Source organism: Mesorhizobium sp. B2-7-2, from assembly GCF_006440775.1.
Taxonomy (GTDB): domain Bacteria; phylum Pseudomonadota; class Alphaproteobacteria; order Rhizobiales; family Rhizobiaceae; genus Mesorhizobium.
This window is the reverse complement of sequence record NZ_VFTZ01000020.1, coordinates 26,096-48,649: the sequence shown is the minus strand read 5'-3', so window position 1 is coordinate 48,649 and position 22,554 is coordinate 26,096. Positions and strand designations below refer to the sequence as shown.

Below are 22,554 nucleotides of genomic sequence, written 5' to 3'. Positions count from 1 at the left end.
CTTTGCCAGCTTGCCATGGGCTCTGCCCAGGCATGCGCAAATGCCCCGAAGCCTTTGTCGATTCATCTCCTTGTCCCGATGCAGCTCCGGACCGAAAACAATTTCGCACTTTTGCCTGGAATTGCTCTAATCCTGCCGTCATCCAACCTTACGCGCTGGGCCGCTGACTTCATGCCGCACAACATCCTTGTCGCCGACGACGACCCGCATATCCGCGAGATCATCTGCTTCGCGCTGGAAAAGGCCGGCATGAAGACGGCCGCCGTCGCCGACGGCGCAGCGGCGCTGCAAGCGGTCGAGCGCCGCGCGCCCGACCTCATCGTGCTCGATATCGGCATGCCGGAGATGGACGGGCTGGAGGTCTGCCGCAGGCTGCGGCAAAAGTCCGATGTACCGGTGCTGTTTTTGTCCGCGCGCGATGAGGAGATCGACCGGGTGCTCGGGCTGGAGATGGGCGGCGACGATTATGTGACGAAACCGTTCAGCCCGCGCGAGCTGGTCGCCCGCGTCAACGTCATCCTGCGGCGCGCGCGTCCGGCGCCGGTCGAAGAAGAAGCCGACGACCGTCAATTCGTGCATGGCAAGCTCATGCTCGTCCCGTCAAGCCATGAAGCGAGCTTCGAAGGCAAGCCGCTCACCTTGACGGCGATCGAATTCGCGATCCTGAAAGGCTTCCTCGCCCGCCCGCAGCATGTGCTTGGCCGCGAGGCGGTGATGGCCAATGCCTATGCCTCGAACATCCATGTCTCGGAGCGCACGGTCGACAGCCATATCCGCAATGTGCGGGCCAAGCTGGCGGCGGTCGGCTGTCTCGATGCGATAGCCACGGTGCACGGCGTTGGTTTCCGGCTCGGCCGATGCGGTGGTTGAGCAAGGAGAAGTGGCGGCCCAGGCTTGCCACCGTCGTTGTCGTCATCCTCATCCTGGTGATGGCGCTGCCGCTGGTCGGGCTGTTCTTCTTCCGGCTCTATGAGAACCAGCTGATCCGCCAGACCGAGGGCGAGCTGATCGCGCAAGGCGCGGTCGCCGCCGCCGTCTATGCCCGGGAGGTGCGTGCTGCCGGCATTCCCCAGGAAAAACTGGGGTCGCCGATCTCGGCCGATCCGGCAAGGGACAACAACTATCCCTATGATCCGATCGAGCCGCGCCTCGACCTTGCCTCGGACGATGTCATGCCGACGCGCCCGGCGGCGCTTCCCGCCACCGCCGATCCGACCTTCGCGGCAATAGGCGCGCGGCTCGACGGCATCCTCGACGAGACGCAGAAAACGACGCTTGCCGGCTTCCGCCTGCTCGACCCGCGCGGCGTGGTGATCGCCGGCGGCGACGAGGTCGGCCAGTCGCTCGGCAAAATCGAAGAGGTGCGGACCGCGCTTTCAGGCGCCTATGCTAGCGCGCTCAGGCTGCGCATTCCCGACCAGCCGCCGCCGCCGCTCTACTCGGTGAGCCGCGGCACCAGGGTGCGCGTCTTCGTCGCCCTGCCGGTCGAGCTCGACGGCCGGGTCGCGGGCGTGGTCTATCTGTCGCGAACGCCGAACAACATCGTCAAGCACCTCTATGGCGAGCGCGGCAAGGTGACGTTGGCGGCGATCGCCATCCTCGGCGGCACGCTGTTGATCGCGCTGGTGTTCATCCGCACCGTCAGCCGGCCGATCTACGCGCTGATCGAGCGGACGAAGCGCATCGCCGCCGGCGACCGCGAGGCGATCCGGCCGCTCGCCCATCACGGCACGCGCGAGATGGCAGCGCTCTCGGCGGCGTTCCTCGACATGGCGCAAAAACTGCAGGCGCGCTCCGACAGCATCCAGACCTTCGCCACCCATGTCTCGCATGAGCTGAAATCGCCGCTGACGGCGATCCAGGGCGCGGCGGAGCTGCTTCGCGATTCCGGCGGCGCGATGGACGAGGCCGAGCGCAAGCGTTTCTCCAACAACATCGTCACCGACGCCGGGCGGCTCAATCTCCTGGTGCGCCGGCTGCTTGACCTGGCGCGCGCTGAAAATCTGGAACCGAGCGGCGAAAACACGACGCTTCATGCCGCGTTGGCATCCTTGCCGGTCGACACAAGGCTGGAAGCGCGGCTTGACGGCGGCGGCGATATCAGGCTCGGCATCTCGGCCGAGAATCTCGGCATCGTGCTCGCCAATCTCATCGACAATTCGGCACGACATGGCGCCCGACAGGTGGCGATCCATGCTTCAGCCGATAGCGAGCGCGCGTCGGTCCAGATCGGCGACGACGGCGACGGGATCTCGGCCGCCAACCGCGCCAGGATCTTCGAGCCCTTCTTCACCACGAGGCGCGAGACCGGCGGCACCGGCATGGGGCTCGGCATCGTGCTGGCCCTCCTGAAAGCGCATGATGGCACGATCAGGCTGGTTGACTCCGAGCGCGGCACGCGCTTCGAGATCGATTTGCCGGTCGTTTGAATTCGAGCGTGATCCTGTCCGAAGAACCGGTGCCTGCGTCGCAGGATCATGCCCTGGAACTGGAGAGCCGAAAGCGTGCGCTACGATATCGTCATCATCGGCGGAGCCATCGTCGGGTCCTCGGTCGCCTATTATTTGCGCGAGGAGGGCTTTGCCGGGTCCATCGCGCTGATCGAACGCGATCCGCAATTCTCGCATGCGGCGACGACCTTGTCCTGCGCCTCGATCCGCCAGCAATTCTCGATCCCTGAAAACATCCGCCTGTCGCAGTTCACGCTGAAACTGTTCCGGCGGCTGAAGGAAACCTTCGGCGCCGACGCCGATATCGGCTTTCGCGAGGGCGGCTATCTCATCCTCGCCGGCGAGGCCGGGCTGCCGATCCTCAAGGCCAATCACGAGACGCAGGTCGCCGAGGGCGCCGACATCCTGCTGGAGGATGCCGGGCAGCTGACGCAGCGTTTCGCGTGGCTGTCGACCGAAGGTATTTCCGCCGGCGCCTTTGGCCGCAGCGGCGAGGGCTGGTTCGACGCGCATGCGATGCTGACGCTGTTCCGCAAGGCGCTGCGCGACAAGAAGATCGATCTCATCACCGCCTCCGTCACCGCCATCGCGCGTGACGGCAACCGCGTCACCAGCGTAAGCCTCGACAATGGCGAGACGCTGGAAACCGGCATCGTCGTCAACGCGGCCGGGCCGAACGCGGGCAAGGTGGCGGCTTTTGCCGGGCTGGCGCTGCCGGTCGAGCCGCGCAAGCGCAACGTCTTCGTCTTCGAGGCGCGCGACAAATTCGCCGACATGCCGCTGCTGGTCGATCCGTCCGGCATCTATGTGCGGCCCGAAGGCTCGGTCTACATCACCGGCGGCGCCGAGCCGGAGGAAGGCGATCATGCGCCCGATCCGACGGATTTCGAGGTCGAGTGGCCGCTGTTCGAAGAGGTGATCTGGCCGGTCCTAGCCACCCGCATCCCGGTCTTCGAGGCGATCAAGCCGACGCGCGCCTGGGTCGGGCATTACGACTACAACACGCTCGACCAGAACGCGGTGATCGGCCCGCATCCGGAGGTCGAAAACTTCCTGTTCGCCAACGGCTTCTCCGGCCATGGCCTGCAGCAGGCGCCGGCGGCGGGGAAGTCGATCGCCGAGCTCATCGTGCATGGCGGGTATCGGACGGTGGATTGCAGGGCATTCGGGTATGAGCGGGTGGCTGAGGGACGGGCGTTCAGGGAGCTGAATGTGATCTGAGGGCTCCCCCTTCCCCCCTTGTGGGGGAAGGTGTCGCCGAAGGCGACGGATGAGGGGTGTTCCAGGGAAAGCCAACGTCTCACTCCGCTGGAACACCCCTCATCCGTCTCGGCGCTGCGCGCCGATCCACCTTCTCCCACAAGGGGAGAAGGTGGCGCTAAGCCGCCTGCCGTCCGTCACTAAAATATGTTTGCAGCCACCCAAGCACCCGCGCCCATCCCTCGGCATGTTCCGCCGCGGCGTCCGGGAAACCTGCGAAGCCGCCATGGCAGATGATGAGCCGCGTGCCGCCAGCGATCGGCTCCAGCAGATAGGCGAGGGTCGTTTCGCGCCGGCCGAGCGTCGGATGATCCCAGTCGTAGCGCCGCGTCTGCACGATCCGGCGCGGCATCTCGATTTCGAGAAACTCTCCGCCGGCGGGCAGGTGCCTGCCGTCGGCGGTTCGCACCGTGACACGCCAGCTTCCGCCGACGCGCAGATCGGCGTTCCAGCCGGTCATGCGGTAAGTTTCGGGCGAACCCCACCAGCGCTCGACCTCGCTGGTTATCAGCGCGGCGCCAACCTGGTCCGGCGAGGCGGGAAGCTCGGCCGAGGCCATGACCGTGTCCGCATTCGCCATGGCCTGCGGCAAGGATAATTGAAGCATCGAATCCACCTCTGCCGACAATTGTCTCGTATCCGAAACGAACCTTTAGTCTTTCGACGGCGGGCGCTCGAAACCCTTGCCGGTCTCGAGCAGGCTCTTAAGGCTCGCCAGCACCAGCGGCCAGCCCTTGGAGACGTTCTGGATCAGCCTGTGCGGGCCGTCGGCCTCGTGGGTGACGGCGAGCTTCATCAATTCGCCGTCGGGCTCGATGGTGAAAGTGCAGCGCGTGTAGCCGTCCTCCTTCACCTCGGGCATCCATTCGTTGCGCCATTTGATCACCAGACGCCGCGGCGGGTCGATCTCGAGGATCTCGCCGGAATCGGCGATGCGGCCGTCGGGGAAGACCAGCTTCCAGCTCGAGCCGACCTTCCAGTCGCTCTCCTGATGGGAGCTGAGGAAGAACCGCCGGTTGAATTCCGGATCGGTCAGCGCCTGCCAGAGTTTTTCAGGCGTGGTGCGGATGTAGGTAACATAGACAAAACTGTTCTCGCTCACGGCTCTTCCCTTTCAAGGCGTTGCTTCAGGTCGCTGAGAGCGGCAAGCCGCCCCCGCTCGAACTTGCCGATCCAGCGCTCGGCGATCTCGTTGATCGGAACGGGGTTGAGGTAGTGCTCCTTCTCGCGGCCCCGGCGCATGGTGGTGACGAGGTTCGCCTCCTCGAGGATCGCCAGATGCTTGGTCACCGCCTGGCGCGTCATCTCCATGTGCTCGCACAGCGCGTTCAGCGTCTGCCCGTTCCGGGCATGGAGACTGTCCAGCAATTGCCGGCGGGTCGGGTCGGCCAAAGCGCGAAAGACGGCATCCATGCTCATGGCTTTAATATGCAACCATTTGGTTGCCTGTCAAGCGGTGGCAAAAATATTCTGCCGCCTGATGACTGCTCGCCTAAGTTTCTTGCCGGATTGTGCCTTGAGGTGGCTTCGCTTTTTGAGCAGCGCCTTCCCCCACCCCGTCGCTGCTTCGCAGCGCCACCTCTCCCCCCTCCGGAGGGAGAGGAAGGGAGCCAGGGTCGATCTGGCTCGCCGGTTCCAGGCAGAAGTCGGCTCCCGATATCGGTGGCGGTTCAGGTCAGCGCTTGCGGGAGAACCAGAAAGCGTCGGTCATGCGCGTCATGCCGATGCGTTCGTAGAAGCCGACGGCGTCGGGCACCGAGATCAGGCCGATAGCGACCGATGGCCCGAGCTGGCGGCGGGCCTCATCCATCAAGCCCCTGCCGACGCCGAGACGCTGTCCCGTGGCGGATACGGCGAGCTCGGAGATGTAGCAAACCCAGGAAAAATCGGTGATGCCGCGCGCGACGCCGATCAGCGGCTTGCCCTCGATATCGAGCCGCGCTGTCAGCACCAGATTGGCGTTGCCGAGCATTGTCTTCAGGCGCGCTTCGTCATCGACGGGTCGTGTTTCACCAAGGCCGGATTCGACCAGCACACGGCGGAATTCAGCGACGTCGAGAGCGGGCTCGCTGGCGTACAGGATTTCGGTGGGCTCAACCATCCCCGCCAAATTGCCTCAGCCAGCCGCGTTTTGAAAGCCAATGGTCCCGATCTTGTGTTCAATGGCCCGAACCCAACTGCCAATACCTGACTTTCATTTGCCCGGCGCTTTGTGTAAACCGTGCCCCTGCCACCAAGGAAAGACGGGCAAGGATCATGGATAAATTCACCAAGCTCACCGGCGTCGCCGCGCCCATGCCGATCGTCAATGTCGACACCGACATGATCATCCCCAAGGATTATCTCAAGACGATCAAGCGCACCGGGCTCGGCACCGGCCTGTTCGCCGAGATGCGCTACAATGAGGACGGTTCGGAGAACCCGGATTTCGTGCTCAACAAGCCGGCCTACCGCAAGGCGCAGATCCTGGTCGCCGGCGACAATTTCGGCTGCGGCTCGAGCCGCGAGCACGCGCCCTGGGCGCTGCTCGATTTCGGCATACGCTGCGTGATCTCGACCTCGTTCGCCGATATCTTCTACAACAACTGCTTCAAGAACGGCATCCTGCCGATCACGGTCAGCCCGGAAGACCTCGACAAGCTGATGGACGACGCATCGCGCGGCTCCAACGCGACGCTGTCGATCGACCTCGAGGCCAAGGAAATCCGTGGGCCGGATGGCGGCGTGGTCAAATTCGACCTCGACGATTTCAAGCGCCACTGCCTCTTGAATGGCCTGGACGATATCGGGCTGACCATGGAGAAGGCCGGCGCCATCGCGTCCTTCGAGAAGAGGAATGCCGAGCAGCGCCCCTGGGCCTGAGCACCTAAGCTATACCGATAGGCTCCGGCCATGGCAGGCCGGGTTCGTGGCGGCTGAATGGAGGGACAGTCATGACACGCTCGCTTCTGGCTGCTTCGGTGGCAATCCTTCTCGCCACGATCGGCGCCAATGCGCAGACCACCGCGCCGGCCACGCAGCCGGCGCCGGCCGCGTCCGACCAGCCGGCTGCCGATCAAGGCGCGGCCGACCAGGGCAGTGACCAGGCTGCGTCGGATGACGACAAGCAGGCGCCGATCCCGTTCGAGGGCGGCCAGCTCACCATCACGCAGCCGGAGCAGGATGGCGAGAAGGTGCTGTCCTATGACGGCAAGCAGCTGGCCAGCAATTACGACGTCTTTTTCGACAAGATCGTCAAGATCGGCGACGTCAACGTGGCGCTGGTCGATGTCGGCGACGGCGGCAACCAGTGCGGGCCGGCCAAGGTTATCGTCTGGAAGAAGGACGGCGAGATTCAGACCGCCACGGTCGAGCAGGACGAATGCGGCGCGCCGCCGGCCGCAGTTTCCGACAGCGCCATCTATTTCGTGCCTTATCTGCTGCCGGGAGAGACACGGCCGGCGCTGCAATGGTCGCCCACGGAAGGGCTGACGACCTTGGGCAATCTAACTTACACGCCCGAACCCGGCACCGGCTGGAAGGATGTCGACCCGTCGAAATTGGACAACATCATCGACGCATTCCACAACGAGGCGGTCTACAAGGCCGGGCAGGCGTTGCTGGGCAACGACATGCCCGAAATGGCGACCAGCCTTCTGGTCGGCGGCGGCACCGAAAAGACGGCGTCGGGCGCCTTCTACGCCACCGGCTGCGTGCCGCACGACTGCGGCGGCAATGACGGCTTCATGGCGCTCGACCCCGCCAAGCAGAAAGTCTATTTCGCCCGCCGCGGCGACAATGGCGAGCCGCAGGCCTGGCCGCCGCTGAAGGACTGGCCGGACGATATCAAGAAGGCCTATGACGACGCGCAGGGGAATTAGGGTTCGTATCGCAACGACCATCCGCGGCTTCGTCATTCTAGGGCGGAGCGAAGCGAAGCGGAGCGCAGACCCTAGAATCCATGCCGTGACCGTTGCCGTAGGGTGCGAGTGCCCAGAATTCTGCACGGTTGGCGGCGCTTCGGCGTAACGGCATGGATTCCAGGGTCTGCGCGCGTCGCTTCGCTCCTTGCTCCGCCCTGGAATGACGACGGGAGGACGGCTATCGCTAATCTCCAAGGTTGGCGCTTGCTTCGTGACGATGCTTCGCATTCGTTGGCTCACGACCAGCCGCACCCCTTTTGCTAGATGCAGGTCGAAACAATCCGCGAGGCACCCCATGCGCAAGCTCATCTCCACCGGCTCCCCCTTCGAGAAAACCGCCGGCTATTCGCGCGCGGTGGTGCAGGGCGACTGGTGTTTTGTCTCCGGCACGACCGGCTATGACTATGCCACCATGACCATGCCCGACACGGTCGAGGCGCAGACGCGCAATTGCCTTGCCAGCATCGCCAAGGCGCTCGCCGAGGGCGGCTTCGACATGGCCGATGTGGTGCGGGCGCATTACTACGTCACCGACCAGGCCTATGTTGACGTGGTCTTCCCGATCCTCGGCGAGGCGTTCGGCGACATCCGCCCGGCGGCGACGATGATCGTGTGCCAGCTCAACAAGCCGGAGATGAAGATCGAGATCGAGGTGACGGCGCTGAGGCGCACGGCATAGGCTGCCGGCACGGGAAAGCGCGCAAAGCAGGGGTCAGCCTATGGTGAAGGTCGAGCGCATCGTCGCCAACATCGCCACATCCGACATTGCCGCGGCCAAGCGCTTTTACCAGGGCGTGCTCGGCCTCGATCTGCTCATGGATATGGGTTGGATCGCCACCTACGGGTCCGAGGAACGGATGCAGGCGCAGGTGAGCTTCATGGCGCAAGGCGGATCCGGCACGCCCGTGCCGGACCTGTCGATCGAGGTCGACGATGTGGATGCGGCGCTTGCGGGTATGAAGAAGGCAGGCTTCGCCATCGAATACGGCCCGGCCGACGAGCCCTGGGGCGTGCGTCGCTTCTATGTGCGCGATCCGTTCGGCAGGCTGGTGAATATCCTGTCGCATCGGTAGCGTCACGGTTTCTTGCGAGACGCTGGCGGGACAGCGCCCCCCTCTGCCCTGCCGGGCATCTCCCCCTCTAGGGGGGAGATCAGCTGTCATTCCGGCTTTCGCCAATCTTCAACGTTGCAGGAGTGAGCGCGGCGCCGAAGCTGCCAATCTCCCCCCAAGAGGGGGAGATGGCCGGCAGGCCAGAGGGGGGCGCGACGGATCGCGGCGATTGGTGTTTCGCAGCAGTCATCCCCTTGCGCCGCAATCACTTGGCGTTTAGCAAGGCCGCGGTTTCTCCAGATACTATTGGGACGGTTCTCCATGGCTTCGAAAAATCTCTTCCTGCTCGCCGGCGACGGCATCGGGCCTGAGGCCATGGCCGAGGTGAAGAAGCTGATCAAGGCCATGAACGACAGGCTGGGCAGCGGCTTTGCCACCGACGAGGGGCTGGTCGGCGGCTGCGCCTATGACGCGCATGGCGCCGCGATCTCGGATGCCGACATGGCCAAGGCGATGGCAGCGGACGCGGTGCTGTTCGGCGCCGTCGGCGGGCCGAAATGGGATACCGTGCCTTACGAGGTGCGCCCCGAGGCCGGCCTGCTGCGGTTGCGCAAGGACATGGAGCTGTTCGCCAACCTCCGGCCGGCGATCTGCTACCCGGCTCTCGCCGCTTCCTCCTCGCTCAAGCAGGAAGTGGTCGAGGGCCTGGATATCCTTATCGTGCGCGAGCTGACCGGTGGCGTCTATTTCGGCGAGCCGAAGCAGATCATCGATCTCGGCAACGGCCAGAAGCGCGGCATCGACACCCAGGTCTACGACACGTTCGAGATCGAGCGCATTTCGGGCGTCGCCTTCGAGCTGGCGCGCACACGCAAGAACCACGTCACCTCGATGGAAAAGCGCAATGTCATGAAGTCGGGCGTGCTGTGGAACGAGGTCGTCTCGCAGACCCACAAGGCGCGCTATTCCGACGTCAAGCTCGACCATATGCTGGCCGATGCCGGCGGCATGCAGCTGGTGCGCTGGCCAAAACAGTTCGACGTCATCGTCACCGACAATCTGTTCGGCGATATGCTCTCCGACATCGCCGCCATGCTCACCGGCTCGATCGGCATGTTGCCGTCCGCATCGCTCGGCGCGCCGGATGCCAGGACCAAGAAGCGCAAGGCGCTCTACGAGCCGGTGCACGGCTCGGCGCCCGACATCGCCGGCAAAGGCATCGCCAACCCGATCGCCATGATCGCCTCCTTCGCCATGTGCCTGCGCTATTCCTTCGGCATGGTCGCCGAGGCCGACAAGCTCGAAGCGTCGATCGCCGCCGTGCTCGACGACGGCTTGCGCACCAAGGACATTTTCTCGGCCGGCATGAAGGAAGTCGGCACCACCGATATGGGCGACGCCATCATCGCCAAGTTCCTGGGATGAACCGTATGACCGTCGACATTCGCTGGGCGAGGGTCGACGATGCCGAAGCGCTCGCCACCGTGCTTTGCGCGATGGCGGCGCATTACCGGCAAGCGCCGCTCGACCACGCTCGCGCCGCGGCCACGGCGCGGCAATGGCTCGAGGACGAAAGCCCGGCCTATCCGCATTTTGCTTTGGCCTTTGCGGATGGCGAGGTGGCCGGCCTCGCCTCGGTGGCCATCGCGCACCCAGGCATTGATCTCGAACGGCTGATGTTCTTGAAGGATCTGTTCGTGCGCGACAGCGCCCGAGACAAGGGCGTCGGCCGCGCGCTGGTCGGCTTTCTCGCCGGCTATTGCGTCGGCAAAGGCATCGGCCGCATTGATCTGACCACGGAAGACTGGAACGAAGGCGCGCTGCGTTTCTACGACCGACTCGGCGCAGAACGCCACGGCCGGAAGGTTTTTCTCAGGGTGTCGGGCGACGCGCTGAACAGAGTCGCTAAAACCTGACGCCGGCCGGTAGTGGCGCCAACCGGGCGCAGCAATGTAAGGCAAGCCAGCCGCCCGACGTCGCGGGAGCCGGCAGCCACCCCGCCTTCGTCATTCTATGGCGGAGCAAGGAGCGAAGCGACGCAGCGCAGACCATAGAATCCATTCCGTGACCCATGAGCGTCGCAGCGGTGCAGAAAAAGCCTCGTTCTGCACCGCATCTACCCTTCGTGCGAGGTCGCGGAATGGATCCTCGGGTCTGCGCGTCCGCTTCGCTCCCGCTCCGCCCGTGGATGACGAAGTTCGGACGCTTCGGCCAATCTCGAAGGTGGGCGTTTTACCAGGCGCTCGCAGCGAGCCGGCAGCACCACGCCTTCGTCATTCTATGGCGGAGCAAGGAGCGAAGCGACGCAGCGCAGACCATAGAATCCATTCCGTGACCTACGAGCGTCGCAGCGGTTCAGAAAAAGCCCTCGTTCTGCATCGCCTCTACCCTTCGCGCGAGGTCACGGAATGGATTCTCGGGTCTGCGCGTCCGCTTCGCTCCCGCTCCGCCCGTGGATGACGAAGTTTGGAATGCTTCGGCCAATCTCGAATGGTTGCGATTTGCCGCCGAAAGAGAGCGCCGAGCATTCGCCGAGGGCCTGCCTCCGCCTTCCGTCGCGACCCTACGCTGGCCGCTTCTTCTGCTTCTTTCGCTTTGCCGGCTGGTCGGATTTCGGCCCGTCGAACTTTGGCTTGTCGAATTTCGCCTTGCCGGGTTTCTTCGCCCAGGTGTCCAGCGCCCCGGCATGCTGTCGTTCGCCCGGCGCTCGCTTCTCGAATCCGGGCGCGCCCTGGTCGAAAGAACGCTTGCCGCGATGCGGCTTTTTCTCCGGCCTCTGTGGCTGATAGCCGGCGCGCGACAAGTCCGGCGTGCCGTCGATGCGCCTGACCGCGATGTTGCCCTGCAGCTTGCGGTCGGGACCGATCGCGGCGACGAACCGGTCGGCCCAGTCGGCGGCGATCTGCACGAAGGTTTCCTCCGGCTGCATCTTGATTGCGCCGATCTCGCGCTTGGACATGCCGGCGGTGCGGCACAGCATCGGGATCAGCCAGCGCGGCTCGGCATTCTGCCGGCGGCCGACCGACAGCGAGAACCAGACGCTGTCGCCGAAATCGTCGCGGCGGCCCGATGTTTCTTCCCCGCGGCCCGATATTTCTTCCCGGCGCGCGAACTTCTCCTTTGATGGGGCGAAGGGCGCGACATCGATCAGGTCCTCAGGCGCCGAGCGGCTTGCCCGGCAAAGCCGCACGAAAGCGGCGGCCACCAGTTCGGCGCCATGCCGCTCCAGAAGCGCCGTGGCGAAGTCGCGCTCTTCCTCCTTCACCGGCTCGCCGAAGGAAGGATCGGCCAGGATGCGCTCGTCGTCGCGCCGCAGCACCTCGTCGGCCGAGGGCGGGCTCGCCCAGGCCGCGGTCAGGCCGGCATTGGCGAGCAGCCGCTCGGTGCGCCGGCGCGCATTGCCCGGCACGATCAGCGCGCTGACGCCCTTGCGGCCCGCGCGCCCGGTGCGGCCGCTGCGATGCAGCAGCGTCTCCGGATTGCTCGGCAGGTCGGCGTGGATGACGAGATCGAGATTGGGCAGGTCGATGCCGCGCGCGGCGACGTCGGTGGCGATGCAGACTTTGGCACGGCCGTCGCGCATCGCCTGCAGGGCGTGGCTGCGCTCGTTCTGGCTGAGCTCGCCGGACAGCGCCACCACCGCAAAATTGCGGTTGTTGAAACGCGCTGTGAGATGGTTGACCGCGGCGCGGGTGTTGCAGAACACCATCGCGTTGCCCGCCTCGTAGAAGCGCAGCACGTTGATGATGGCGTTCTCGCGATCGGCGGGCGCGACGGAAAGCGCCCGGTACTCGATGTCGAGATGCTGCTTTTCCCCGCCGCCGGCCGAGATGCGCACGGCGTCGCGCTGGTAACTCTTCGCCAGCGTGGCGATGGAGCGCGGCACGGTGGCGGAGAACATCAGCGTGCGGCGCCCGGCGGGCGCTGCGTCGAGGATGAATTCGAGGTCCTCGCGGAAGCCGAGGTCGAGCATCTCGTCGGCCTCGTCCAGCACGACCGCCTTCAGCGCCGACATGTCGAGCGCGCCGCGCGTGATGTGGTCGCGCAGCCGGCCGGGCGTGCCGACGACGATATGGGCGCCGCGCTCCAGCGCGCGCCGCTCGGTGCGCATGTCCATGCCGCCGACGCAGGAGGCGATCTCAGCGCCAGTCAGCTCGTAGAGCCATTCCAGCTCGCGCCGCACCTGCAGCGCCAGCTCGCGCGTCGGCGCCACGACCAGGCCGAGCGGCGCGGCGGCCTCGGCAAACCGCTCAGCGTCGCCAAGCAGGGTCGGCGCCACGGCAAGGCCGAAGGCGACGGTCTTGCCGGAGCCGGTCTGCGCCGACACCAGCGCGTCGGCCTCGCCGAGCTCCGGCCCAAGCACCGCCTTCTGCACCGGCGTCAGCGCGACATAGCCGCGTTTTTCCAGCGCTTGCGCCAGCGCAGGAACAATCGTTTCGAAACTGGACATTTTCTTCTTTCGGAATTCGGGGTTCTGCGCTCGTCATGGAGCACAAGGCCGGCACTGCGCCAGCCAACGGTATTTGGGCCGTTCGTACTTCCTGCAGCCGCCATTGTACAGAGCAGGCGGCACCGCCTCTCCCTTCTCCCCTTGTGGGAGAAGGTGGCCGCGAAGCGGCCGGATGAGGGGTGCTCCAGGGAAAGCCAACGTCTCACTCCGCTGGAATACCCCTCATCCGTCTCGGCGCTGCGCGCCGATCCACCACCCGGCCCTTCGCAGGCTCAGGGCGTTCGAAGCTCGAAAAGCCAAGCAATTGGCTTTTCGTCCGCTAACGCGGACCGCTTCTCACCCCACAAGGGGAGAAGGAGAAGCGCTGCGCCGATTGACTCTTCTGCCAAACCGCGTAAAAGCCCGCTTCGAACGGGATCATCCTCGATGCGCGGCCTTTCGATGGCTCTTCTTGCATTCGATACCCCCAGCCACGATGTGAACCATTGGGCCGGGCGTTCAGACGCGTCCGTCCGTTCCAGCAAAACCCCATTCTTGGCCAAGAAAACCGGCAAAACCAGCACCAAAACGGTGTGATTCCCTTGGCCTAACCACCCTCTCCCGGGTCCGGCCCGGGGGACGGAACCCGCATGAGGCCGGCGGGTTTCTCCAACAACCAAGCGGAGAGGGACAGGAGATCTTATGAGTTTCAAGGTTGCGGTAGTCGGCGCCACGGGCAATGTGGGCCGCGAGATGCTCAACATTCTGGACGAGCGCGGCTTCCCGGTGAGCGAAGTGGTGGCGTTGGCGTCGCGGCGCAGCCAGGGCACCGAAGTGTCCTTCGGCGACCGCACGCTGAAGGTCAAGGCGCTCGACCAGTATGATTTTTCCGACACCGACATCTGCGTCATGTCGGCGGGCGGCAATGTGTCGAAGGAATGGTCGCCCAAAATCGGCAAGCAGGGCTGCGTCGTCATCGATAACTCGTCGGCCTTCCGCTACGATCAGGACGTGCCGCTGATCGTGCCGGAAGTGAACCCGGACGCGATCTCGCTGTTCACGCGCAAGAACATCATCGCCAACCCGAACTGCTCGACCGCGCAACTGGTCGTGGCGCTGAAGCCGCTGCATGACGTCGCCACCATCAAGCGCGTCGTCGTCGCCACCTACCAATCGGTGTCGGGCGCCGGCAAGGAAGGCATGGACGAGCTGTTTACCCAGACCCGCGCGGTGTTCGTCGCCGACCAGGTCGACGTCAAGAAGTTCACCAAGCGCATCGCCTTCAACGTCATCCCGCATATCGATGTCTTCCTCGACGACGGTTTTACCAAGGAAGAGTGGAAGATGGTGGCCGAGACCAAGAAGATGCTCGACCCCAAGATCAAGCTGACGGCGACCTGCGTGCGCGTGCCGGTGTTCATCGGCCATTCGGAAGCCGTCAACATCGAGTTCGAGAAGCCGATCACGGCGGATGAGGCGCGCGAGATCCTGCGCGAGGCGCCTGGATGCCAGGTGCTCGATAAGCGCGAGAACGGCGGCTATATCACGCCGCTCGAATCGGCCGGCGAGGACGCCACCTTCATCTCGCGCATCCGCGAGGATTCGACCGTCGACAACGGCCTGTCGATGTGGGTCGTTTCCGACAATCTGCGCAAGGGCGCGGCGCTCAACGCCGTGCAGATCGCCGAGCTCCTGGTCGAGCGCGGCCTGATCCAGCCGAAGAAGAAGGCGGCCTGACGGCGGTTTGTTTTCGCTCACGGGCCGCACCGCCGCTGCCGCGGCTGGCCCTGCGCGGGCGCGCCGGACGGCCGGCGGCCCGCAGTGGCGGGCTCGGCCTTCGGCCGTGGCGCTTCCCCCTTCTCCCCTTGTGGGAGAAGGTGGATCGGCGCGAAGCGCAGAGACGGATGAGGGGTGTTCCAGCGGAGTGAGACGCTGGCGACCTCTACCGTCGCACTCAATGCCGGCTTAAGTCCGTGTCAAGCTGGAACACCTCTCATCCGTCGCCTTCGGCGACACCTTCTCCCACAAGGGGAGAAGGGGAAACCGCCCTCATGATCGGTCCAGAGCCCTCAGATATCCTCCTGCGCCCGGCCATCGCTTCCGACGCCCCCGCCATCGCGACCATGATGCGCGCGTCGCTCGATGCCTTCGACTGGATGCCGTTGCTGCACACACCGGAGGAGGACCTGTTCTTCATCCGCGACATCGTCCTGCCCAAGCAGCAGGTGACGGTCGCCGAGGCCGACGGCCGCATCGTCGGCTTCATCGCTGTCAATGAGAGTTGGGTCGAACAGCTCTATCTCGATCCGGCCTGGACAGGACAAGGCATCGGCAGCCGGCTGCTTGCCCAAGCCACCGCCGGCATGCTCTGGTCAAGCTCCATTGCTTCCAGGCCAATGCCGGCGCGCGCCGCTTCTACGAACGCCACGGTTTTCGCGCCGAAGCCTTCGGCGACGGCTCGACCAATGAGGAAGGGCTGCCGGATATTCTTTATGTCCTCAGGCGTTGAGTTCAGGCGCATTTTCGGCCGCCAGGCCGCGCAACATAGCCAGCGCCTCCTCCGCCCGCTCCGCCGGCACGAACAGATGGTCGTGATAGAAGGCCGAGACGGGATTGACCCCCATGCCGGCTGCGGCCAGCCGCTTGGTGATGGCGGCGAGGAAGCCGACGGCTTCCAGCGAGGAGTGGATGTCGAGCGTGATCATCCGGTTGCGGAACGTGCCGGCAAGGCCGGCAGCCTTGGCTTCATCTTCGGTCACGATCAGGGTCAGGCCTTCGCGCTCGCGGAACTGCATGACGGGATCGAGCCCATGCGGCACCGGTGTGTTAGGCGCCAGCGTCGTGAAGACATAGACGTCGGCAAGCAGTCGCGGCGTCATCGACGCCAACAGCCTGCGCAGGTCGGTCTCACCGGTCATCTTGTCTCCTCCGTTCCATTCACTGAACCACGCTTTTGAAAAAAACGCACCCGACCCGTAGGATCGCCGCGTGGTTCTCCGTCCTTGGTTCGAAGCTGGCAGAGAGCCAGCCCTTGAACCATCAGGAGGGAACATCCGTGAGCATTTCCGAAGCCGCGCCTGTCTCGAACGGCGCCTTGTGGACCGGGCGCGTGCTTAGCGCCGCCGTCGTCCTGTTCATGATTTTCGACGGTGTCATCAAGCTGCCGCCGCTGGATGTCGTCAGCCAGACGATGACCGAACTCGGTTGGCCGGCCGACGCCAATGTCGCGCGCCTGATCGGGATTATCGGGCTGATCTCGACCGCGCTCTATGCGTTGCCGCGCACATCAGTGCTCGGCGCCATCCTGCTCACCGCCTATATGGGCGGCGCGATTTCAACCCATGTGCGGATCGGCAATCCGCTCTTCTCGCACACCTTGTTCGGCGTCTATATCGGCATCATCCTGTGGGGCGGGCTCTACCTGCGCGACCAGAGGGTGCGCGCGCTGATCCCGGTCTCGCGATAGAGGAGCAAAAGAGATGTTTGCCACCATCCTCATTATCTTGGTCGTCATCATCGCCGCGATGCTGATCTATGCCGCGACCCGGCCGAACGATTTCGTCGTCACGCGTTCGGCCAGCATCAAGGCGCCGGCCGAGACGATCTTCCCGCTGATCAACGATTTCCGGCGCTGGCCCGAATGGTCGCCCTACGAAAAGCTCGACCCCGGCATGAGGCGCACGCTGTCCGGCGCCGAAAGCGGCAAGGGCGCGGCCTATGCCTGGGAAGGCAACTCCAAGGCCGGCAAGGGCCGCATGGAGATCACGAATTCGGTGCCGTCGTCGCTGGTGTCGCTCAAGCTCGACTTCGAAAAGCCGTTCAGGGCCAACAACAGTGTCGACTTCACGCTTTCGCCGTCCGGCGAGGGCACGACCGTCACCTGGGCGATGCGCGGGGCAAGGCCCTTCATCGCCAAGCTGATGGGCCTGTTCATGAATTTCGACACGCTGGTCGGCAAGGATTTCGAGGCCGGGCTCGGCAATCTGAAGCGCCTCACGGAGCGCTGAAAACCACGAAGTTTCAACAAGTTGGCGTTCAGTGCTGTAAATCCGGCTGGGCGTAGCCGGCCAATCTTCATCATTGTCGGGATCAATTTAGCTGTTTGTGAGTTTAGGGCATGGCGGCGAGGACGGCGCTTGAGAGAGGAATAGCGATGAAGAAAGCAATTACCATCCTGGTGCTGACCATGGCCTTGGGCGCCTGCTCGCAAACGGAAAAGGGTGCTGCGATCGGCGGGTTGGGCGGTGCGGCTGTAGGCGCTGCTGTGGCCAACAACCCGACCCAAGGGGCCATTGTCGGCGGCGCTGTCGGCGCGGTGGCCGGCGCGCTGATCGGCCATGCCAGCGAAAGCGGCCAGTGCCGCTATCGCGACCGCTACGGCCGCGTCTACGTAGCGCGCTGCCCGTCCGGCTATTGAAGCATCGGATCGGACAAATCGAACAAAGAAAAACGGCGGGCCGATGCCCGCCGTTTTCATAAGCGACGAAGAACCGTGATTACTCGGCGCTGGCCGCTTCAACCTCGGCCGGCGCGGCGCTCGCCGCGGCAGCCGCAGCTGCGGCGTCTTCCTGGGCCTTCTTCAACAGGGTAGCGCGTTCCTGCGCCTTCTTGCCGGGCAGCGCCTTGTTCGGGTTCGAGCGGGCCTCGCGCTTGGCAATGCCGGCCTCGTCGAGGAAGCGCAGCACGCGGTCGGTCGGCTGGGCGCCATGCGACAGCCAGTGCTTGACGCGGCCGGCGTCGACCTTGACGCGCTCGCCGTCCTTCGGCAGCAGCGGGTTCCACGAGCCGAGCGACTCGATGAAACGGCCGTCGCGCGGCGAACGGGCGTCGGCGACGACGACGTGGTAGTAAGGACGCTTCTTCGAGCCCGCACGGGCCAGTCTGATCTTCAGTGCCATTTCTTTGTCTCCTAAAAGCTCTGATTTCGTTGATGAGTTTTCGGCTGGTTTCAGCCGGTTTTCGTCACGCCGTTGGCAGCGGCGATCTGTTCGTGGTGCCGGATCACTTCGCGGACGACGAAGTTGAGGAATTTCTCTGCGAAATCCGGGTCGAGATGCGCATCCTTCGCCAGCTGGCGAAGGCGGGCGATCTGCTGCTGCTCGCGCGCGGGGTCGGCGGGCGGCAGGCCATGCTCGGCCTTCAGAACGCCGACCGCCTTGGTGCAGCGGAAGCGTTCGGCCAGCATATGGATGAGGGCGGCGTCGATATTGTCGATCGAAGCGCGGTAGCCGGCCAGGATGGCGCGTGCATCGGCCATGTCTTTCTCCTCGTTCATCGCCCCTTCACTTCTTCTTGCCCAAACCGGGCAGCCCGCCGCCGCCCAGGCCCGGCAGACCCGGAAGCTTCATGCCGCCAGGCAGGCCCGGCAGTCCGCCGCCACCGGGAAGCCCGCCAGGCAGGCCCTTGCCGAGGCCGGCGGCCTGCGCCTGCTTCTGCAGGGCCTCGAGCTGCTTGGGATCCATCTTGGAAAGATCGGGCATGCCACCGCCGGGCATCATGCCGCCCAGCCCCATTTTCGAGGCGAGGCCGCCCATCATGCCGCGCATGAGGCCGCCGCCTTTGCCCTTGCCGCCCATCGCCTTCATCATGTCGGCCATGCCGCGATGCATCTTCAAGAGCTTGTTGATCTCGGCCGCGTCGGTGCCGGAGCCGGCGGCGATGCGCTTCTTGCGCGAGTGCTTGAGGATATCGGGATTGGCGCGCTCGGCCTTGGTCATCGAGGAGATGATGGCGAGCTGGCGGCCGAACATCTTGTCGTCGAGGCCGGCGGCGGCCAACTGGTCCTTCATCTTGCCCATGCCGGGCATCATGCCCATGATGCCGCCCATGCCGCCCATCTTCGACATCTGCTGAAGCTGCTGAGCGAGATCGTTCAGGTCGAACTTGCCCGACTGCATCTTCTTCGCCATCGCCGCCGCCTGCTCGGCGTCGATGGTCTCGGCAGCCTTCTCGACGAGCGAGACGATGTCGCCCATGCCGAGGATTCGGTCGGCGATGCGCTTGGGGTGGAATTCCTCCAGCCCGTCCATCTTTTCGCCGGTGCCGATGAGCTTGATCGGCTTGCCGGTGACGGCGCGCATCGACAGCGCAGCGCCGCCGCGGCCGTCGCCGTCCATGCGGGTCAGCACCAGGCCGGTGATGCCGACGCGTTCGTCGAAGCTTTTCGCCAGATTGACGGCGTCCTGACCGGTGAGCGAGTCGGCGACGAGCAGGATCTCGTGCGGGCTCGACACCTTCTTGATGTCGGCCATCTCGACCATCAGCGGCTCGTCGATATGGGTGCGGCCGGCGGTGTCGAGGATGACGACGTCATGGCCGCCGAGCCTGGCGGCCTGCACGGCGCGCTTGGCGATATCGACCGGGCTCTGGCCGGCGATGATCGGCAGCGTCGCGACCTTGGTCTGCTCGCCGAGCTGGCGCAGCTGCTCCTGCGCGGCGGGCCGCCGCGTGTCGAGCGAGGCCATCAGGACCTTCTTGTTCTGCCGCTCGGTCAGCCGCTTGGCGATCTTGGCCGAGGTCGTCGTCTTGCCGGAACCCTGCAGGCCGACCATCATGACGACGACGGGCGCCGGCGCGTTGAGGTCGACGGCCACGCCCTCGGCGCCGAGCATCTCGACCAGCTCGTCATGGACGATCTTGACGACCATCTGTCCGGGCTTGATCGACTTCAGCACCGCGGCGCCGACCGCCTTCTCGCGCACCTTGTCGGTGAAGGAGCGAACCACTTCCAGCGCGACGTCGGCCTCGAGCAGCGCGCGGCGCACCTCGCGCAAAGCCGCCGAGACATCCGCCTCGGACAGCGCGCCGCGACCAGTCAGGCCGTTCAGGATGGAGCCAAGACGCTCCTGGAGGGATTCAAACATCTGCGGTCCTTGATCTCGGTGGGGTTCGACCGAGAGGTAGTGCGTTCGCGCCGGGTCGCCAAGCAAAAGCGCAAAGCCAAAAAGCACCCGGGGGCGCATCGCGCTGCCGGGTGTTGGCCTCCAGGATCTCTTTACAGCAGCCGCCTCAAAGAGGCTTCGGCGTCCTGGTCGGCTTTCGCGAAAGAAAACTCGTCGCGGAATTCAGCGGCTCTAGACAGGAAATCGGCCGCGGAGTCAAGGCCAACGCATGTCGCGCAAGAGTGCGCAGCGGTTTTGCGGCGACGACATGCGTCAAGAAACTATGCTGGAATCCCGGCCAAAACGCCGCGATTGACGGCAGCTCAGCCCAGGCTCTGCTTGTTCGTGCCGACCCGCAGCGGCGAGCGCCGGTGCAAAAGCAGCAGCATCGTCAAAAGCGTGCTGACGACGCCGATCGCAGCGATGAGAACGGCGTCCAGATGGGTCCAGCCGGGACCTTCGAGGGGCTTGGCATTGAGCAGCGCGAAGGAATTGTAGGCCTCCTGGTGCGAGATCAGCAGGAAGCCGGTCAGGTTGTTGCCGAGATGGGCGCCGAAGCCGGCGCCGAGATTGCCGGTGACATAGACCAGGAGCGTCAGCAGCAGGGCGAATGTGCCGATCGAGATGAAGACACTGGCATTGATGGCCAGCGTCGAGGCCGTGTTCCAGTGCAGCGACGTGAACAGCAGGCCCGGCAGCGCCGCCCAGACCAGCGGGCTCCTGAAACGATGAGCGAGGGCGCGAAGCAGATAGCCGCGAAACAGCATTTCCTCCGACGAGGTCTGCAGGAAGGCGAGCAGCGCGATCGGCGCCAGGAAGAGCAGCCAGGACGAGAGGGCGATCGGTCCGCGCGCGATCTCCGGCTGCAGCCAATAGAGCAGCACCTCGGAAAACAGCGAGGTGATCAGCACCGCGACCAGGCCCTTGAGAAAATCGCCGCCCGCGATGCGGCGGCCGACGCCAAAGAGAGCCGACAGCGGCTCGCCATGCACCAAGCGCATCGCCACCCACAGGCCGATCCAGATGCCGGCAAAGGAGGTCAGCGCGCTGAGGATGCCGACGGGCGATGCCAGGAAGTCCTGCATATACTGCCCGGTCGAGGGGCCGGGCAGGCGCCAGACGAGGTAGACATAGGTGCCGGCAAACAGCACGACGGCCGTCGCCGCCATCCAGAAGGCAATGACGATTGCCGTGCCGAAGAACAGCCGCAGCAAAGTGGTCTTTTCGTTCGGCGAGCGGCGATAGCGCTCGAAGGCGGCATTTTCGATCGTCACGCGGCTCCTCTGCCGAAGGCTTAGGCTGTATTGTGTAGGAGGTCGGTGGTTAGCGCGCGATTACCTTGCTTTGAGCCGGGCCTGACTGGATCGCGTTGAGGGCACGAAACTCGAATTCGTACCACGGAACACTAACGCGCGATCACGACGGTGGGAGATTGGCTGGAACGCTATCTCGTCATCCACGGGCGGAGCAAGGAGCGAAGCGACGCAGCGCAGACCCGAGGATCCATTTCGTTACTTCCGAGCGTTGCCACAGTGCAGAATTCTGCTCCGCTGCGCTCTTCGGCCAAGGTAACGGCATGGATCCTCGGGTCTCCGCGTCCGCTTCGCTCCCGCTCCGCCCGTGGATGACGAAGTTCGGACGGTTCGGCCAATCCCCAACGTGTGCGGCTATGCGGGATTGCACCGACGCAACCGTGAGCGCCCAGCACGCAAGCAAACGGCCGCCATCCCGGCGGCCGTTTGTCTCTTGGCCACAATCAGCGCATCACATAGACGATGCGCCGCGTGCCGGGGTCGACCAGCGCCGGCTGGTTGTTCACATAGACATAACGATACCGGTAATCGGGAATCTCGCGCAGCTCGACCGTGTCGGGCAGCGTGGCTCCGGTCACCACCTCGCCCTCGAGATAGACCGGATCGACCCGGTGCGTGGTGACATAGGTGCCGACCTCGGCCGGCGGTCTGCCGATCGACTCGATGGTGTCGTCGCCGGGAACGATGGCGCCGGTGTAGCTGTCCGTGGTGTAGATGTTATCGGTCGGCGGCGACACGACGGCGATGCCGGCATTGGCCGGCCGGCGTGTCAGCACGACCCGGCTGCCGCCGAAATCGCCCGTCACATAGTCGGAATAGACCCAGCCATTGCCGCCCGCTTCGGCGATCGTGCACCATTTGCTGTTCTCGATGCAGCCGGTGAGCGTTGCCGACTGGCCGGCGGCCAGCACGCCAATCACGGGATATTGCGGGCCGGGGCCGGCGCGCACATTGAGATCGGCCACCGCCGAGACGGCAGTGTCGGCCAAGGCCGCGCCCGACATGGCGAACAGCGCGCCGGCAAGCGCCGGAAACAGTACGCGTTTCATGGTTTCACTCCGTTTTTCCACTCTCCCTCGCGGTCGGAAACGAAACCAAGGCTTAATGCGTTCCGGCTAAAGCGCCTTTCCGCCGCTCACGATTTGTTCCACGATTTCTCGGGGTTCCGGTCAAAACGGCGTGAGCGGGCGCAAGGCGCTTTAGCCGCGGCAAGTCCCGTCGGACCGGCGGCAACAACCACGATATCGACGTCTTCATGAGGCAAGTC

Annotated in this window: 24 protein-coding genes and 1 pseudogene; 14 read left to right on the top strand and 11 right to left on the bottom strand. The window is 64.7% G+C overall.

Features of this window, described 5'->3' with window-relative positions; all coding sequences use genetic code 11:
- Positions 1-171: 171 nt before the first annotated feature.
- The 3 genes from FJ425_RS23755 (at position 172) to FJ425_RS23745 (ending at position 3,671) form a co-directional block, all read left to right on the top strand.
- On the top strand, positions 172-870 hold the full coding sequence (locus FJ425_RS23755; RefSeq protein ID WP_140636630.1) for a response regulator transcription factor: 699 nt from the start codon (positions 172-174) through the stop codon (positions 868-870).
- Positions 858-2,429 (top strand): HAMP domain-containing sensor histidine kinase, encoded by a 1,572-nt coding sequence (locus FJ425_RS23750; protein WP_140636632.1) that lies wholly within the window; start codon positions 858-860, stop codon positions 2,427-2,429. Before FJ425_RS23755 ends, FJ425_RS23750 begins: the two co-directional genes overlap by 13 nt.
- A gap of 75 nt (positions 2,430-2,504) precedes the next feature.
- A complete protein-coding gene (locus tag FJ425_RS23745; RefSeq protein WP_140636634.1) occupies positions 2,505-3,671 on the top strand; it encodes an FAD-binding oxidoreductase in 1,167 nt (388 codons plus the stop codon).
- Positions 3,672-3,828: 157 nt separating this feature from the next.
- Here the strand turns inward: FJ425_RS23745 and FJ425_RS23740 are convergent, their stop codons facing one another.
- From FJ425_RS23740 to FJ425_RS23725, 4 genes are all read right to left on the bottom strand, one after another.
- Positions 3,829-4,317, bottom strand: a complete 489-nt coding sequence (locus FJ425_RS23740) for an SRPBCC domain-containing protein (protein ID WP_140636636.1) — start codon at positions 4,315-4,317, stop codon at positions 3,829-3,831.
- 45 nt (positions 4,318-4,362) lie between these two features.
- Positions 4,363-4,812 (bottom strand): SRPBCC family protein, encoded by a 450-nt coding sequence (locus FJ425_RS23735; protein ID WP_140636638.1) that lies wholly within the window; start codon positions 4,810-4,812, stop codon positions 4,363-4,365.
- Positions 4,809-5,129, bottom strand: a complete 321-nt coding sequence (locus FJ425_RS23730; protein WP_095770025.1) for a metalloregulator ArsR/SmtB family transcription factor — start codon at positions 5,127-5,129, stop codon at positions 4,809-4,811. Before FJ425_RS23730 ends, FJ425_RS23735 begins: the two co-directional genes overlap by 4 nt.
- Positions 5,130-5,385: 256 nt before the next feature.
- Positions 5,386-5,811 carry a GNAT family N-acetyltransferase gene (locus FJ425_RS23725; protein WP_140636639.1) on the bottom strand — a complete coding sequence of 142 codons (426 nt, stop codon included), beginning with the start codon at positions 5,809-5,811 and terminating at the stop codon, positions 5,386-5,388.
- A gap of 155 nt (positions 5,812-5,966) precedes the next feature.
- On the opposite strand from FJ425_RS23725, the gene leuD reads away from it, so the two are divergent.
- The 6 genes from leuD (at position 5,967) to FJ425_RS23690 (ending at position 10,580) form a co-directional block, all read left to right on the top strand.
- Positions 5,967-6,572, top strand: coding sequence for a 3-isopropylmalate dehydratase small subunit (gene leuD, locus FJ425_RS23720; RefSeq protein WP_040987979.1), 606 nt, complete (start codon positions 5,967-5,969; stop codon positions 6,570-6,572).
- A 71-nt stretch (positions 6,573-6,643) separates the two neighbouring features.
- Positions 6,644-7,570: a hypothetical protein gene (locus FJ425_RS23715; RefSeq protein WP_140636640.1), complete on the top strand. Its 927-nt coding sequence runs from the start codon at positions 6,644-6,646 to the stop codon at positions 7,568-7,570.
- 337 nt (positions 7,571-7,907) lie between these two features.
- Entirely contained in the window at positions 7,908-8,291 is a 384-nt protein-coding gene (locus tag FJ425_RS23710; protein ID WP_140636641.1) for a RidA family protein, read from the top strand.
- A 43-nt stretch (positions 8,292-8,334) separates the two neighbouring features.
- Positions 8,335-8,685 carry a VOC family protein gene (locus tag FJ425_RS23705; protein WP_140544732.1) on the top strand — a complete coding sequence of 117 codons (351 nt, stop codon included), beginning with the start codon at positions 8,335-8,337 and terminating at the stop codon, positions 8,683-8,685.
- Between the two features lie 300 nt (positions 8,686-8,985).
- Positions 8,986-10,089 (top strand): 3-isopropylmalate dehydrogenase, encoded by a 1,104-nt coding sequence (leuB, locus tag FJ425_RS23695; RefSeq protein ID WP_140636642.1) that lies wholly within the window; start codon positions 8,986-8,988, stop codon positions 10,087-10,089.
- A 5-nt stretch (positions 10,090-10,094) separates the two neighbouring features.
- Positions 10,095-10,580 carry a GNAT family N-acetyltransferase gene (locus FJ425_RS23690; protein WP_140636644.1) on the top strand — a complete coding sequence of 162 codons (486 nt, stop codon included), beginning with the start codon at positions 10,095-10,097 and terminating at the stop codon, positions 10,578-10,580.
- Between the two features lie 647 nt (positions 10,581-11,227).
- On the opposite strand, the gene FJ425_RS23685 is transcribed toward FJ425_RS23690, so the two are convergent.
- The gene (locus tag FJ425_RS23685) at positions 11,228-13,114 is read right to left on the bottom strand and encodes a DEAD/DEAH box helicase (RefSeq protein WP_140634959.1); all 1,887 of its coding nucleotides are present in this window, start codon (positions 13,112-13,114) and stop codon (positions 11,228-11,230) included.
- Positions 13,115-13,795: 681 nt separating this feature from the next.
- On the opposite strand from FJ425_RS23685, the gene FJ425_RS23680 reads away from it, so the two are divergent.
- Positions 13,796-14,830, top strand: a complete 1,035-nt coding sequence (locus FJ425_RS23680; RefSeq protein ID WP_095770019.1) for an aspartate-semialdehyde dehydrogenase — start codon at positions 13,796-13,798, stop codon at positions 14,828-14,830.
- A 314-nt stretch (positions 14,831-15,144) separates the two neighbouring features.
- Positions 15,145-15,393, top strand: a pseudogene (locus FJ425_RS32490) (GNAT family N-acetyltransferase); the annotation flags it as partial.
- 198 nt (positions 15,394-15,591) lie between these two features.
- On the opposite strand, the gene FJ425_RS23665 reads toward FJ425_RS32490, so the two are convergent.
- A complete protein-coding gene (locus tag FJ425_RS23665; protein WP_140634955.1) occupies positions 15,592-16,011 on the bottom strand; it encodes an ACT domain-containing protein in 420 nt (139 codons plus the stop codon).
- A 137-nt stretch (positions 16,012-16,148) separates the two neighbouring features.
- On the opposite strand from FJ425_RS23665, the gene FJ425_RS23660 reads away from it, so the two are divergent.
- From FJ425_RS23660 to FJ425_RS23650, 3 genes are all read left to right on the top strand, one after another.
- The gene (locus FJ425_RS23660; protein ID WP_140634953.1) at positions 16,149-16,559 is read left to right on the top strand and encodes a DoxX family protein; all 411 of its coding nucleotides are present in this window, start codon (positions 16,149-16,151) and stop codon (positions 16,557-16,559) included.
- A 13-nt stretch (positions 16,560-16,572) separates the two neighbouring features.
- Positions 16,573-17,100, top strand: coding sequence for an SRPBCC family protein (locus FJ425_RS23655; RefSeq protein ID WP_140634951.1), 528 nt, complete (start codon positions 16,573-16,575; stop codon positions 17,098-17,100).
- A gap of 146 nt (positions 17,101-17,246) precedes the next feature.
- Complete coding sequence (locus FJ425_RS23650) at positions 17,247-17,510, top strand: YMGG-like glycine zipper-containing protein (RefSeq protein WP_140547045.1); 264 nt, start codon at positions 17,247-17,249, stop codon at positions 17,508-17,510.
- A 79-nt stretch (positions 17,511-17,589) separates the two neighbouring features.
- Here the strand turns inward: FJ425_RS23650 and rpsP are convergent, their stop codons facing one another.
- The 5 genes from rpsP to FJ425_RS23625 all read right to left on the bottom strand — a co-directional run bounded on the left by rpsP (position 17,590) and on the right by FJ425_RS23625 (position 22,336).
- The gene (gene rpsP, locus FJ425_RS23645) at positions 17,590-17,991 is read right to left on the bottom strand and encodes a 30S ribosomal protein S16 (RefSeq protein WP_140634949.1); all 402 of its coding nucleotides are present in this window, start codon (positions 17,989-17,991) and stop codon (positions 17,590-17,592) included.
- A gap of 50 nt (positions 17,992-18,041) precedes the next feature.
- Positions 18,042-18,368, bottom strand: coding sequence for a chorismate mutase (locus FJ425_RS23640; protein ID WP_095770012.1), 327 nt, complete (start codon positions 18,366-18,368; stop codon positions 18,042-18,044).
- A gap of 7 nt (positions 18,369-18,375) precedes the next feature.
- Positions 18,376-19,956, bottom strand: a complete 1,581-nt coding sequence (gene ffh, locus FJ425_RS23635; RefSeq protein ID WP_140634947.1) for a signal recognition particle protein — start codon at positions 19,954-19,956, stop codon at positions 18,376-18,378.
- 341 nt (positions 19,957-20,297) lie between these two features.
- Positions 20,298-21,248 carry a CPBP family intramembrane glutamic endopeptidase gene (locus FJ425_RS23630; RefSeq protein ID WP_140634945.1) on the bottom strand — a complete coding sequence of 317 codons (951 nt, stop codon included), beginning with the start codon at positions 21,246-21,248 and terminating at the stop codon, positions 20,298-20,300.
- Positions 21,249-21,730: 482 nt separating this feature from the next.
- Positions 21,731-22,336 (bottom strand): DUF1236 domain-containing protein, encoded by a 606-nt coding sequence (locus FJ425_RS23625; RefSeq protein ID WP_140546505.1) that lies wholly within the window; start codon positions 22,334-22,336, stop codon positions 21,731-21,733.
- Positions 22,337-22,554: the final 218 nt, after the last annotated feature.